This is a genomic window from Mucilaginibacter sp. (assembly GCF_036383575.1).
Taxonomy (GTDB): domain Bacteria; phylum Bacteroidota; class Bacteroidia; order Sphingobacteriales; family Sphingobacteriaceae; genus Mucilaginibacter.
Genome location: NZ_DASVOB010000404.1, coordinates 1 through 14,005, shown reverse-complemented (window position 1 = coordinate 14,005; position 14,005 = coordinate 1). Strand labels below are relative to the sequence as shown.

The 14,005-nt window shown below is 41.9% G+C and carries 12 protein-coding genes; 7 read left to right on the top strand and 5 right to left on the bottom strand.

What is annotated here, in order from left to right:
- The 6 genes from VF500_RS14100 to VF500_RS14075 all read left to right on the top strand — a co-directional run.
- On the top strand, positions 1-1,962 hold a 1,962-nt coding region (locus tag VF500_RS14100), incomplete at its 5' end, for a discoidin domain-containing protein (protein ID WP_330860275.1).
- A 68-nt stretch (positions 1,963-2,030) separates the two neighbouring features.
- Complete coding sequence (locus VF500_RS14095; RefSeq protein ID WP_330860274.1) at positions 2,031-3,209, top strand: acyltransferase; 1,179 nt, start codon at positions 2,031-2,033, stop codon at positions 3,207-3,209.
- 108 nt (positions 3,210-3,317) lie between these two features.
- Positions 3,318-4,553 (top strand): L-fucose:H+ symporter permease, encoded by a 1,236-nt coding sequence (gene fucP / locus VF500_RS14090; RefSeq protein WP_330860273.1) that lies wholly within the window; start codon positions 3,318-3,320, stop codon positions 4,551-4,553.
- 109 nt (positions 4,554-4,662) lie between these two features.
- On the top strand, positions 4,663-5,688 hold the full coding sequence (locus VF500_RS14085; protein WP_330860272.1) for a LacI family DNA-binding transcriptional regulator: 1,026 nt from the start codon (positions 4,663-4,665) through the stop codon (positions 5,686-5,688).
- Positions 5,689-5,792: 104 nt separating this feature from the next.
- The gene (locus VF500_RS14080; protein ID WP_330860271.1) at positions 5,793-6,401 is read left to right on the top strand and encodes an MCP four helix bundle domain-containing protein; all 609 of its coding nucleotides are present in this window, start codon (positions 5,793-5,795) and stop codon (positions 6,399-6,401) included.
- Between the two features lie 148 nt (positions 6,402-6,549).
- Positions 6,550-7,995: a TlpA disulfide reductase family protein gene (locus tag VF500_RS14075; RefSeq protein ID WP_330860270.1), complete on the top strand. Its 1,446-nt coding sequence runs from the start codon at positions 6,550-6,552 to the stop codon at positions 7,993-7,995.
- 7 nt (positions 7,996-8,002) lie between these two features.
- On the opposite strand, the gene VF500_RS14070 is transcribed toward VF500_RS14075, so the two are convergent.
- Positions 8,003-8,599, bottom strand: a complete 597-nt coding sequence (locus tag VF500_RS14070) for a TetR/AcrR family transcriptional regulator (RefSeq protein ID WP_330860269.1) — start codon at positions 8,597-8,599, stop codon at positions 8,003-8,005.
- A gap of 342 nt (positions 8,600-8,941) precedes the next feature.
- Here VF500_RS14070 and VF500_RS14065 point away from each other — a divergent pair, with 342 nt between their 5' ends.
- The gene (locus tag VF500_RS14065; protein WP_330860268.1) at positions 8,942-10,180 is read left to right on the top strand and encodes an MFS transporter; all 1,239 of its coding nucleotides are present in this window, start codon (positions 8,942-8,944) and stop codon (positions 10,178-10,180) included.
- 111 nt (positions 10,181-10,291) lie between these two features.
- Here the strand turns inward: VF500_RS14065 and VF500_RS14060 are convergent, their stop codons facing one another.
- From VF500_RS14060 to VF500_RS14045, 4 genes are read right to left on the bottom strand one after another with little or no spacing between them, the layout of a single operon-like run.
- Positions 10,292-11,308, bottom strand: a complete 1,017-nt coding sequence (locus tag VF500_RS14060) for a hemin-degrading factor (RefSeq protein WP_330860267.1) — start codon at positions 11,306-11,308, stop codon at positions 10,292-10,294.
- Between the two features lie 2 nt (positions 11,309-11,310).
- Positions 11,311-12,129: a heme ABC transporter ATP-binding protein gene (locus VF500_RS14055; RefSeq protein ID WP_330860266.1), complete on the bottom strand. Its 819-nt coding sequence runs from the start codon at positions 12,127-12,129 to the stop codon at positions 11,311-11,313.
- A gap of 1 nt (position 12,130) precedes the next feature.
- On the bottom strand, positions 12,131-13,171 hold the full coding sequence (locus VF500_RS14050) for an iron ABC transporter permease (protein ID WP_330860265.1): 1,041 nt from the start codon (positions 13,169-13,171) through the stop codon (positions 12,131-12,133).
- Positions 13,168-14,004, bottom strand: a complete 837-nt coding sequence (locus tag VF500_RS14045) for a heme/hemin ABC transporter substrate-binding protein (protein ID WP_330860264.1) — start codon at positions 14,002-14,004, stop codon at positions 13,168-13,170. Before VF500_RS14045 ends, VF500_RS14050 begins: the two co-directional genes overlap by 4 nt.
- Between the last annotated feature and the right edge of the window lies 1 nt (position 14,005).

Here is a 14,005-nt window from a genome sequence, read left to right as displayed (position 1 = left end):
TATAGCTACGATACCGTAGGGCATGTATTGCACCTGTATGTGAACGGCACCAAAGTGTTTTTAAAAGGCGGTAATTGGGGCATGGCCGAATACATGCTGCGCTGCCGGGGAGACGAGTACGATACCAAAGTACGCCTGCATAAGGAGATGAACTTTAACATCGTCCGCAATTGGATAGGCTCGACTACTGATGAAGAGTTTTATAATGCCTGCGATAAATACGGTATCATGATTTGGGATGATTTTTGGCTTAACTCTATCCCAAACCTGCCCAATGATGTGAATACCTTTAACGCCAATGCCATCGAAAAAATAAAACGGTTCAGGAACCACCCTTCAATTGCCATATGGTGCGGTGATAATGAGGGTGAGCCTTTACCGCCACTCAATAACTGGCTCAAAGAGGATATCAGCGCTTATGATGGTAACGACAGGTATTATCAGCCCAATTCGCATGCCGGCAACCTAACAGGCAGCGGGCCGTGGACAAATTTTGACCCACGCTGGTATTTCAGTCGTTTTCCAAATGGCTTTGGAGGTAACCAGGGCTGGGGCCTACGCAGCGAGATAGGTACAGCAGTGTTTACCAATTTCGACAGCTTTAAAAAATTCATACCAAAGGATAAATGGTGGCCGCGAAATGAAATGTGGAACCTGCACTTCTTTGGGCCATCTGCTGGCAATGCAGGCCCAGATAGATATGATGACGGTATTAAAAACCGCTATGGTGCTGCTTCGGGCATTGAGGATTATTGTCGTAAGGCTCAGCTGCTAAACATTGAAACTAACAAAGCTATGTATGAGGGTTGGGAAGATAATATTTGGGAAGATGCATCGGGCATCATGACCTGGATGAGCCAGTCGGCCTATCCGTCATTGGTGTGGCAAACCTATGATTACTATTATGACCTTACCGGGGCCTACTGGGGCGCAAAAAAAGCATGTGAGCCACTTCACATTCAATGGAACCCGGTAAATAATGCCATTAAAGTGATCAATACTACACGTAATGATGAAAACGGCCTTAAGGCATACGCCGATGTTTACAACAGTGATGGGCAGATAGTAAAACAATACAGCCTGTCAAAAGCCATTGATGCGCCATCGAATACATCCTTAAACTGTTTTACCATGCCATTTGCCGATAATCGCGAAAACCTGGCGCTGAATAAACCTGCTTTCGCATCGTCAACCACTATGGGTGAAGCCGGCTCTGTAACAGATGGTAGTTCGGGGAGTCGTTGGGCCAGTAACTCCAATGATGCAGAATGGATCTATGTTGACCTGGGAAAGACGCAGGAAGTGAATGGCGTAAAATTAAATTGGGAAGAAGCCTATGGTAAAGCTTTCAAGATACAGGTATCCGATGATGCCAATAGCTGGAGGGATGTTTACGAAAGCGGCGATGGTCATGTTGGCGTGCAACAGATCACATTTGATGAGGTGAAAGGCCGCTACGTGCGTATGTATGGGCAGCAGCGCGGTTCGGGCTGGGGCTATTCGCTTTGGGATTTTGAGGTATATGGCGGCGCGCCAAAAAGCAACGGACTTACTGATGTCCATTTTATTAAGCTGAAACTGATAGATAAAAATGGAAAACTGGTGTCGGATAATTTTTACTGGCGAGGCAATAAACGGACTGATTTTACTGCGCTTAACCAACTGTCAAAAGTCAACCTGAAAGTATCGTCGACTGTAAAACAAATTGATGGCAAGTATTATGTGGATGCTAAGATCACTAATCCGTCCTCATCAATGGCGGCTGCTTTTGCAATTCGTGTGCAGGCTATAAAAGCGAGTACTGGTGAACAGATCCTACCGGCCATCATGAACGATAACTATTTTTCGCTAATGAAAGGCGAATCAAAAGATATCAGGATAGAATTTGATGCAGCGTTGCTGGGTAAGGATCAGATTAAGCTATTGGTTGAACCTTACAATAACCCTGTAAAAATAGAATAATTACTGTTTAGACAGGCCGTTAGCTATTTTGAGTTTGACTTTTAAGGTAACATTATTTAATTATCTTTATGGCCTACCTATATTTTATGCCATTAAATACTGATTATCAAATAATTGATAAACCCGGAATGGGTTCGCAGCAAATTGTTATTGATGTCAATCGTTCAAAGGAACCGCCCAAAAAACTATTTCATTATATCCCGGGTTTAGACAATATAAGGGGACTTGCCGTATTGTTTGTTTTACTCACCCACATGAGCTATGGTATCATTAAAGGCGGGTTAGTGGGGGTTGAGCTTTTTTTTGTATTAAGCGGATTTATAATAACGTCTTTATTACAAGCTGAGTCATCTGCCCACGGTAAAATATCAATCTGGCGTTTTTACCTTCGCCGGGCTTTGAGGCTTTTTCCTCCTTTATTAATTTGCATAATATTAGCCAATGTCTTTTGGTCATACATCGAGGTTAATAATCCCGTAGCTAATCAATCATTAGCTACGATAGCGGGTTTGTTTTATTTTATCAATCTGCTACCTGAACAAGTTTCCGGACACCTGGTGCATCTTTGGTCTTTATCTGTTGAAGAACACTTTTATCTTTTTTGGCCGTTAGTAACTTCCTTCTTTTTATTCAAATTTTCGCGGCGAAATCAGATAAAAGTCCTGTTAACATTGATATTAATTGCATCCATATATCGATTTTGGCAAGGGCATTTTGAAACTTCATTTTACGGCGGCTTGCTGATCATTGATCCAATGCGTTTTACCCTTTGTAGTGTTGATAGTATTTTAACAGGAGCACTTTTGGCGGTTGCGATGTCAACAACCAGGTTTAAAAACTTTTTGTTGGGCAATAAACTCCGAAACTGGTTAATTGCCGGTTGCGCTGTTGTTTTTAGTTGTTGCCTGGCAGTTTTGACTGCCGGTTCTATTTTTCGTAACGGCGGATTTTTATTGTTAGATGTTTTTTGTGCAGGAGCAATATTTATAGCAATAAAAAGTCCGAAGCATTTTTTATTCTCCAATAAGATACTTAAGTGGCTTGGAACAAGATCGTACGGGATTTATGTCTACCACTACGTTATTTTTGCTGTATTTGAAAATTTCAGGGCTCACAGCAGTGTTGGGAATTTCATTGTCATATCGCTGCTCCGCGTCGGCGTTTCTTTGCTGTTTGCCGAATTATCTTTCAGATACGTTGAAAGGCCATTATTGAAATTCAAAAACACGTGGAATTTACAAAGATGATCGTGGCGTAATTATAAATAACCTTAGTATAAAAAATTAATAATAAGCCTTGGGTACATTGAAGTTTTAAACTAATTTACCTGTCCAATTAACACACAAACCTGCACAATGGATACCAAACCGAAATTTACCGAACGCAAGTTCCTCGTTGTCCTCATTTTCGTAACCTCGTTATTTATGCTCTGGGGCATAGCCATGACCCTTGGAGATACACTAAACAAGCATTTTCAAAATGTTTTGCACGTTTCAAAATCTCGCTCGGCCTATGTCCAATTATCATTATTTGGTGCTTACGCCGTAATGGGCATTCCGGCGGGCATGTTCATGAAAAAATTTGGTTATAAAAACGGCGTGCTTTTAGGCCTCGGGCTTTATGCTGCAGGGGCATTTCTGTTTGTTCCGGCGGCTGATGCTAAATCGTTTGAGTTCTTTAGAGTTGCACTTTTTATCCTGGCCTGCGGTCTGGCCACACTTGAAACTGTTGCACACCCCTTTGTTGCTTCTCTTGGTGATCAGCGTACCAGCGACCAGCGTATTAACTTTTCGCAAGCCTTTAACGGCGTGGGCGGCGTTATTGGCCCGCTGTTGGGTAGCTATTTTGTTTTGAAAGGAGGCCAGGAGCATTCTAACGACCTGATATCGGTAAAACACTTGTATATCGTAATAGGAGCAGTGATAGCATTGGTAGGTGTTGCATTTTCATTTTTAAAAGTACCTCCGTTGCAGGATCCGCATGTTGTGGCTACGGATTCATATGCCGTTGCGGGCGAAGGACATATCCAGGAAAGCCTGTTCAGGAAAAAGCATTTTGTTTTTGCTGCAATAGCTCAGTTGTTTAACGTGGCAGCACAAGGGGGCACCTGGGCGTTTTTTATTAATTATGGTCATGAGATCATGCATCTGACCGACGAACACGCGGGCTATTATTTTTCATTAAGCATGGTGATGATGATGGCAGGCAGGTTTATAGGCACTTTCCTGATGCGCTATATAGCCCCCAATAAATTGCTGGCGATATTTGCTTTGGGCAATATCCTCATGTGCATTATCGTGGCGCAGGGTTTTGGTGTAGTATCATTTGTGGCACTGTTGTTTATTAACTTTTTCTTCAGTATCATGTTCCCAACTATATTCAGTCTTGGGTTGAAAAATTTAGGCGCACAAACTCAAAATGCATCATCATTTATTGTGATGGGTGTTGTTGGCGGAGGATTGTTTCCGCCGATTATGGGCCTGATTGCCAACCATAATGTGGCCACAGCTTATTATCTGCCTATCATTTGTTATACAGTGATATTTTTATTCGGCATCAGTTATCCTAAGCTTAATAAACAAGGAATATAATGAAAGTAGCTTAATCGATTTATTTTTATATTTTGGCCAATAATAGCTCAATAATCTATGGTTATTGAGCTATTATATTTTATATTTGATTTTAGCCAATTGTAAGCCATTGAAAAAACTATCGATTGTTGATATCGCCAATGAATTAAAGGTTTCTAAAACTACGGTATCATTTATACTGAACGGGCGCGCGAAGGAAAAACGGATAGGTGAGGACCTTGTTGAGCGTGTTACCAAATACGTTGAAGAAGTGGGCTATAAACCTAACTCGCTTGCCAAAAGCCTGCGTACGGGCAAGTCGAATACTATTGGCCTGATGGTTGAAGATATCTCAAACCCATTTTTTGCCAGCATAGCCAGACTTATCGAAGACAGGGCCTATAAAAACGGTTACAAAATACTTTATTGCAGTACCGATAACGATACGCAAAAAACAAAGGAATTGATCAATATGTTCCGTGACAGGCATGTTGACGGTTATATCATCGCTCCGCCCGAAGGTATAGAGGATGATGTAGAGCAGCTACTTAAGGATGGTTTGCCTGTGGTGATGTTCGACAGGCATTTACCGAAAGTAAATACCGATTATGTAGAGGTGGATAATCTTTTCAGTACTTATAACGCCACAAGACATTTAATACAGCAGGGTTATAAAAACATTGCTTTTGTTACGTTCGCTTCCTCGCAAACACAAATGCTGGCCCGGGTACAGGGCTATAAGGATGCGCTGAAGGAAAGCCGTTTCACACCTGTGGTTAAGGAAGTTGTTTTTAATCAGGATGAGGAAATGATCATCAAACCGATGACTGCCTTTTTTAAAAAGTATAAGGACCTTGACGCGGTAGTGTTTGGCACCAACCATGTAGGTACCTGTGGGCTAAAAGTATTTAATGCTTTGGGTATCAAGGTTCCCGAAAACATGGCTGTTATCTCGTTTGATGATTATGATGTTTTTAAACTGTACTCGCCGCCTGTTACCGCGATAGCTCAGCCTGTTGATGAAATTGCTGACAATGTAATTACAGTATTGCTCAAAAAATTGAACTCAAAGGGCGGAAGTACCGCTTCGCATTCTGTGATCCTTAAAACCAACCTCCAGATCAGAGGCTCATCCTCGGGTTCCAAGGTTGATTAAATCTAAAAGAGCTATATATTAGCGGATACGAGTGATGTACTTGTAATGAAAGTATATTTCGCAGGTACCCATACTTTCTTATCTTTAAAAAACAATTTAATGTTATGACACGAGCTTATATTATAAAAAATAAAGCGAGAATGGTATTGGCATTAGCTGTGCTTACCGCTATGCTTTTACTGGCCAACTGGAATGGTCGTGATAATGTAAAGGAACTGGATAAAACGTTAACGTCCATTATGAACGACCGTTTGCTGCCGGCAACCTTCGTGCACGAAATAAGCAACAGGCTTTATGAAAATAAACTGGCGACTGCTTCCGGCACGGATAGCAGGGTTACGATCAATAGTAATTATGCTGCGATAGAAGTACTGGCAAAAAAATACGAGGCTACACAATTAACGCGCGAGGAATCAGCAAAATGGAAAGCCTTTCGTACCCAATTGCGCAACCTGCAGAAACAGGAAACAGATAAAAATAACGCAGAATTTGTTTTCGCACAGGCCTTGAAATCGCTTGATCAATTGATAGCGATACAGGTTGGAGAAAGCAACCGCCTGTTGCAAAGTGGACAAAGGAACGTTAGTTCAAGCATTCTGACAGCTAATTTCGGCGCTGTTATTTGCGTTGTATTGGGGCTGTTTATTATGGTGTTATTAAGCGCGAGGGAACAAATGATCTTAAGGCATGACGAACGTCACTTGCTTAATTAAAAGGACTTTTATAGCCGGGCTGATTTTTGCCCAATGAATCATTCATATATCCAGTGCTGTTTTGGAGGATAATATTAAAACTAATCCATAAAGTATTGTTCAAGTGAACTTACGACTTTATATTTGTTTAAACCTGCCAATTACATCTATGAAAAAAACAATCCTGCTCCTGCTATCATTTTATTTTATCAGCAGGGGAGTAGCTCAAAACGCTGTTCAACCACTTATCATACAAGGAAAACTTACCAATTCGGCCGAAAAGACGTTAAAGATCTTTTTTGAGGATGCCAACGGTAAATTTGTTTTGGATACCATCAGGCTTAATGATTCGGGCGAATTTTATCTAAAAACATACAAAATATCCAGGCCTCAACGTACCAGCATTCAGCAAAACAATACTCAAATCAACCGTATCTATGTAGCTCCGGGATATGATCTTCATATAACCGGTGATGCAAGCGATTATAACACCCTGTCAAAAACTAAGAAAATTAGTGGCATTGGTGCCGAAAGCAATCAATACCGGGTAAAATCGGATTCGATCCTTGTAGCCCGGAACGACAAGACAGCATGGTATGAACTCAAAACTGACGAACTAATCCCATTCCTTAAAAAAAGCAAAGCATTAGAAGATTCGTTGCTGAATGTAGTGTTTAGCAAACCGGCAAAACAGGACAAATATTTCAATACGTTTAAGAAAATGATTGACCTGGATAACCAAAGCTTAAACTTTTATATGCTTCTCCAGCATCTTGAAATGAGTAAATATAACGCGACTCAAATGCGGGAACTGGTAGCTAAAAGTACACCTTCGGCCTTTTCAAAAGGGATATCACACGACGAATATTTAGTATCAGAAGATTATGAATCATGGGTACTTCCGCTTTATTATGCCTATGAACAAAAGTTGGATCTACTGCGCGATTCTGCATCGGTAAAGCAGACCGGTTATGCGCTTGAAAAAATAAAGCAGCTTTTTACCGGAAAAGTCAGGGACTATTACCTGAACCGACACGTTGAAAAAAGAATTGGTAGCGCTAATTCTATTGAGCAATTAAATACCGCCCAAAAAGAAATGCAGGTATTTATTGGTGCTATTAGCAATGCTGCTTTAAAAAAGAACCTCACCAATGGTTTTCTGGAGAAGAAGCAACTACTAATGCAGGTGCAAATTGGTAAACCTGCTCCGGCTTTTACTTTGACTAATGATCATGGAAAGGTTTTTAGCCTGGCCGATTTTAAAGGGAAAGTTATCTATATCGATCTTTGGGCAAGCTGGTGCGGGCCATGCCGCCAGGAAATGCCTTCATTTAAAAAGCTAAGCGATAAATTTAAAACTAACCAGCAGATTGCTTTTATCAGCATTGCCGTGCACGATGGAGAAAAGGAGTGGCGAAACGCGCTCAAAGAAGAAAAGCCGGATTGGTTGCAACTTTACGATAAAGATGGTGCTGTTGCACAATCCTATATTGCCTATGCCATTCCAAAATATATCCTGATTGATAAAGAAGGCAAAATGCTCAGCTTTGATGCTCCTGGTCCCGGGAATGCACAGGCCGAACAATTGATCAATGAAGCTATCGCGAAACCTTAGTTTAGATTCAAGCTTTTTCCGTAGCGTACGATGCCAGTTCGGCTTTCAGGCTTTTGATCATGATTTGCATAGGTTTTGTGCTGTTCAGTACCCTGCAAAGTGCATTTCCTCCTTCTATCGAAAGCATCATTTTTGTTGCAAATTCAGTAGGGTCTATCGCGGTTGAGAGTTCTCCCGTGTCAATGCCTTCTTTGATAACATTGGTGTAGGTTGTTATAGCAGTATCAACCATGTCCTTTATTTTTTTTTTAATAGCAGGGTTGGTGTCGTCTGTCTCTGTCGAAAAATTAACTATCGGGCATCCTCCTTCAATATAGCTTTTCAGTGGGTTTTTGCTGTTATCCAAAACTGCATTGATCCTCGCTATAGCGGTTTTGTGTTTACTTATTGTATTATTTCTTCTGTCGTTAAGTTTTCCTAAAAGGTAGTCAACAGATGCCTGGGCAAGTTCGTCCTTACTTTCAAAATGACCATAAAAACAGCCCTTGCTGGTATTGGCTACTTCAAGCACCTCATCAACCGAAGTGCCGGCAATTCCCTTTTCGTTAAATAGGATGGCAGCCTGTTCAATGATGAATTGCCTTTTTTGCTCGCCTTTGTTCATTTTCAATTATTTAATATGTAAATATAGACTAAATGGTTTAAAAAAGTATAACGGGTTAATGGCGTGTGGAAATGAAGTCGGTTTTTGGTAATTATAAAATGTTTGATAATCAATGGTTTACTTGTATTTTTCTTTTTAAATATATAGCTGCTGCCCGATTTTTTTACATTGATTTTATTAATCAGACGCTTTAAATATACAATTGACATAACAATGTAATTATGATTAAAAGTAGACTAAATGGTTTTATTTAATAAACTGTTTAGTCTACTTTTGTTTATCGATAAGATAGGTATACAATCAATACCGTATTTGAGGTCTGTTAATTTTCAACATTAAATTATGAAACTTATAAAAGAACATCACAGAGGCATTAGCACGGTTTTAGCATTTGCGCTGATCCCGCTTTCGGGTTTTGCAACTGATATTTATATTCCATCGCTGCCTTCAATGGCCAGGGAACTGGCGGTTAATAATTCGGAGGTACAACTTTCGCTGATTGCTTTTATGATCAGTTCGGGTGTTAGTCAGCTGTTTGTTGGCAGTTTGCTTGATAGCTTTGGCCGTTACCGTATCGGTACAATCTCTTTACTGGTTTTTGCTTTGGCAAGTTTTAGCATAGCTATTTGTCACAACATTGAGCTTATTTATGCTATGCGTGTTTTGCAAGGTATCACCGTAGCCCTTATTGTAGTAGGGAAGAGGGCATACTTTGTAGATATGTATTCGGGCGAGCAACTTAAGCACTATACCAGCCTTTTTTCTATTATCTGGGCAACTGCACCTATCGTTGCTCCCTTTATCGGGGGCTATCTTGAAGCAGCTTTTGGATGGGAGTCAAATTTTCTTTTCCTGGGGATAGCAACACTGTCGCTCCTGGTTTTAGAATTGGTTTACGGCGGCGAATCGCTTAAGAATTATCATCCGTTTAAGGCAAAAAGTATTCTGCAAGTTTACTTGGCAACCATTAAAACCCGCGATTTCTCTTTGGGCCTGATCCTCATTTCCTTAAGTTATGCCATGCTGGTGGTTTACGGAATGAGCAGTCCTTTCATTATTGAACATGTATTTCATTTTTCGCCGGTGGTAACTGGTTATTGTTCGCTGCTTTCAGGAGTATCACTCATGGCGGGTGGTATTATTTCCAAAACCCTGATCAAAAAACCGCTCATCCAAAAAGTATCGGTTGCGCTTGCTTTACAATTGAGCTTTGCCGCTTTAATGGTATCTACAGCAGGTATTAAAACAAATTTGTTTACACTAATGGCCTTTACTGCTTTAGTACACTTGTTATCGGGCTTTATCTTCAATAATATATTTGCGTACTGTTTGGGTCGGTTCTCAAAAAATGCCGGTATTGCAAGCGGTGTAACAGGTGGTTCTTTGTATATCGTTACATCCTTTTTTAGTTACGGAATTGTGAACCTTATGGCTATCAGGAATCAGCAATTATTAGGAACAGCTTACTTATCGTTCGCGATATTGGCAGTTGTTACTTTGGTGCTTTTCATCAAAGCAAGGGCCTTGCACCAAAAGCAACAGGAGGCGGCGGTTATTTTAACCGCCGAGGTTGCTGTATAAACAGAAAGTATCGATTTAATCGGAAAATACAAAACCGATACCCTAATTGAACATCAATGATCAATTAGGGTATCGGTTTTTTTATATTGGATGTTTTATTATTCAGTTATTTTAAGACATATTGGCCAGGATCTCGCGCCATTCTTTCAGCTCGGGTAAACCCGGTTTGCGTTTGCCAAACAGTTGCACTATCATTTCACCTTCGTTATCAAAAAGCTCAATTGAGTTAACATCTCCGTCTGCCGATGGTTTAACTACATGCCACACCGCGGCAACGGCATCCATACGCAAATGCAGGTTAAACTCAGGATCGAGCACGTTAAACCAGGTATCCATTTCAACAATACGGGTAACGGTACCTGTATGGATTTGGATACAGCCGTGGTTGCCAACAAATACCATTATAGGCACCTGCTGTTCTGCGCAATGCTGCACTACACCTTTAAAATCATCGGTATTGATCTGTTTAGCAAAACCGGCAGGGGCAAGCCTCAAAGCCTGTGTACGGTTGAGGTTGAAACGTTTGAGTAAACCAAAAAACTCATGGGTATCCTGCAGACCTGTCCATGCTTCCTGAAATGCTGCTACATCAATTTCTTCATCGGGTAGGGCAGGCTTAGCAGCGGGTTCGGTTGGGAACAAAACTACTGCCTGTTGATCGGCTTTGCGGAAGCGGGCAACCAATTCATGATAGTTTTCAACGTTGCTTTTATCGGTAAGGTAGATCTTGTGTATGGCAACGCCGTTTCCGTCAAAAAACTGGAAGCTTTTCAGATTATTATCCTCTACCGCAAAACCAAGTTTCCATTGGCTCATGAATAAACGCAGGTCGATATCCGGGCCTAAAACTAAACCGGCGTGGGGGCTGAAAGATACATTTTCATAAATGCCTTTGCGTTCGTGAACGCAATATTCATTACGGGTAAGGGCCATTACATAACCCAAACCGGTAATTTCTTTTAATAGCGCATCGAATGTGTTTTCAAGGATGATCACGTTTTCGCCGAGGCTGGTCATCAGTAATTCGGCTTCGCTAACATTTAGTGCAGCCGCGATATCGCGGATCCTTTTCTTTGGATTTTCGGCTTTAAAGGCAAGATATTGTTCTTTTAATGAAATGGTTTCCATATTTATAGTGTGAAGGATTTTAAATTGTATTCAGGGACTTCATGTGTGACCACTTTGGGCATAATAAGTTGCTTAAGCGTGTTGGGGTTGGTAAAAACATCGGCCTCCGTTTCAAAAACATCGTAAATACTTTTGCTGTTGAGGATTTCGGCAGGTGTGCCATGATACCATTTACGGCCGTTTTTAAGCATCATGATATTATCGGCATATTGGGCGGCAAGATTAATGTCATGCAATATCGCAACCACAATAAAACCTTTTTTTGCCAGCATGGCTGCCAGCGATAAGGTTTGCTGCTGATACAGGATATCCATGCCCGACACAGGTTCATCAAGAAGGAGCAGTGCCTCTGGCGTATCCCAGATCTGGGCCAGTACCCTTGTCAAATGGACACGCTGTTGCTCACCACCTGATAACGATAAAAATGAACGCTCGGCCAGGTGGGTGGTCCCGGTGATGGTCATTACCTCGCTAATAATATCCAGGTCATGAGCTGTGGGCTGATTGCGATAATGCGGATAACGTCCCATCTGCACTATTTCCATTGCTGAAAAATCAAGATTGATGATATTTTGCTGATTAAGGATAGCGCGTTTTAATGCCAGCTCTTTTGCAGCATAGCTATTTAAGGTTTTTCCCGATAGGGAGATTGATCCGGATGTAGGCGTTTTTTCGGCACTAAGTAAACGCATCAGCGATGATTTACCAGCTCCGTTAGCGCCTAATATCACCATGATCTCGCCGGGATGCACCATGAATGATACATCTTTTACCAGGGTGTGTTTCCCGGTTTTATAAGTTACATTTTCAACTGTAAGCATCTTATCGGGTAATTTTCTTTTTATCTTTTATTAAAATATACAGGAAAACAGGTGTGCCCAGCAAAGCGGTTATTACGCCTATGGGCAACTCTACCGGTGCTACTATTTTCCGGGCTATCATATCGGCAAGGGTAAGGATCAAAGCGCCCATCAAGGCAGACGCAGGCAATACCCTGCGGTTATCCACCCCAAAAATGAGCCTTACCATATGCGGTACCAGTAAGCCAACAAAGCTGATGATACCTGATACCGCCACGGATGCGCCTACCGCCATAGTAGATAGTATAACCACCCAGCGTTTTACCCGGCCCACAGGCAAGCCCAGTTGTTGAGCCTGCGTTTCGCCCAGTGCAAAGGCATTGAGGGTTTTGGCCATAGTCGGTAACAGTAGGAGCGGGATAATTACAAAAGGCACAAGGCATAAAATAATTTGCCATGTAGCACCTCCCAAACTCCCCAACAGCCAAAACGTAATGTTGCGTAGTTGCTGGTCGTTAGCCATATAGGTAACCAGGCCGGTTAATGCCCCGGCAAGTGCGTTAACGGCTATACCAGCTAAAAGCATGGTTGCCACATTTGGTCTGCCGTCATTACGGGAGATCTGGTAAACAACCAATGTAGCAATACCAGCCCCGGCAAATGAACCGAAAGCAAGTAAATAATAACCCAGTAAATTACTTAAACCCGCCAGTAATGCAGTCTCGGCGGCGATGATCAGCACGGCAAATAATGAAGCGCCTGACGAGATCCCGATCAAGCCAGGTTCTGCAAGCGGGTTGCGAAAAATGCCCTGTATTGCCGCTCCCGAAATCCCCAATGCTGCACCCACAAGCAAGCCCATGATAACACGGGGCATCCGTACTATGGTTAGTACTGTATCAAATTGCTCATCAACAGGTGTATTTTTAAATAGCCATACTTTCTTTGCTAATATGAGCAGCACATCCTGAACAGGGATTTTCATGGCACCCATGCTTAATGACAGTGCTGCTGTAAAAAAAACGGCTAAGCCTAATATTGTATAGATCAGTCCGTTTTTCATTGCAGGTTTTTATTCAACGCGGTGATGGCCTGGTCAAGCCTTACACTGAAGTTGATCAAAAGTTCGCCGTCCATCTGCACTATGCGTTTGTTTTTACCGGCGTTGGTTTGTGCTACTCCCGGCATTTTCAATACGGCTTCAGCGCCGCCCAAACTGCTCAATCCAAAATCAAACATCAGGATCACATCTGGGTTGGCTTCTATCAATGATTCGGTTGTGTAGGGTTTAAAATTATCAAAGCCCTGTGCTGCGTTTTTGCCACCTGCCAGTGTTATGATGGCATCAATATTGGTATGTTGACCGGCAACCAGCATAACGCCGGTACCCCGGGCGTAAATGAATAACACTTTTGGTGTTTTGTTGCTTTTCTTAACCTCGGTGAGGGCTTTGTTCACTTTTGCTTGTGTTTGTTTGGCCAGTGCTTCGCCTTTTGCCGGCACCTGAAGGGCAGCAGCCACGGCTTTAATAAATGCTATTGAACCGTTTACAGAAAAATCCTGTTTGATGTTTATCAGGTTAATACCGGCCGACTGTAGCTGGTATGCGATCTCTTTTGAAACGCTGCCTTCGGGAGCCAATACCAGGTCGGGTTTGAAAGAGATAAGGCCTTCGGCAGATACCGTACGGTTCTTGCTTACTTTGGGCAGATCGTTTACATAAGCCGGGTAGATACTGGTTACATCGACAGCAACAATGCTTTTTCCGAGGCCCAAAGCGTCAACTGTTTCAGTTAGTGCTCCACTTAAGGTAATGATCCGTTTAGGTGCCGCTGCATTGGCCTGGATACTAAAGCCCAGCAGCAAAAACAGGAAGCTGTTTTTTATAAATTGGATA

Coding starts and splice junctions, on each gene's coding strand:
- VF500_RS14095 (WP_330860274.1), top strand. CDS start 2,031: ATGGCCTACCTATATTTTATGCCATTAAATACTGATTATCAAATAATT.
- fucP (WP_330860273.1), top strand. CDS start 3,318: ATGGATACCAAACCGAAATTTACCGAACGCAAGTTCCTCGTTGTCCTC.
- VF500_RS14080 (WP_330860271.1), top strand. CDS start 5,793: ATGACACGAGCTTATATTATAAAAAATAAAGCGAGAATGGTATTGGCA.
- VF500_RS14075 (WP_330860270.1), top strand. CDS start 6,550: ATGAAAAAAACAATCCTGCTCCTGCTATCATTTTATTTTATCAGCAGG.
- VF500_RS14070 (WP_330860269.1), bottom strand. CDS start 8,599: ATGAACAAAGGCGAGCAAAAAAGGCAATTCATCATTGAACAGGCTGCC.
- VF500_RS14065 (WP_330860268.1), top strand. CDS start 8,942: ATGAAACTTATAAAAGAACATCACAGAGGCATTAGCACGGTTTTAGCA.
- VF500_RS14060 (WP_330860267.1), bottom strand. CDS start 11,308: ATGGAAACCATTTCATTAAAAGAACAATATCTTGCCTTTAAAGCCGAA.
- VF500_RS14055 (WP_330860266.1), bottom strand. CDS start 12,129: ATGCTTACAGTTGAAAATGTAACTTATAAAACCGGGAAACACACCCTG.
- VF500_RS14050 (WP_330860265.1), bottom strand. CDS start 13,171: ATGAAAAACGGACTGATCTATACAATATTAGGCTTAGCCGTTTTTTTT.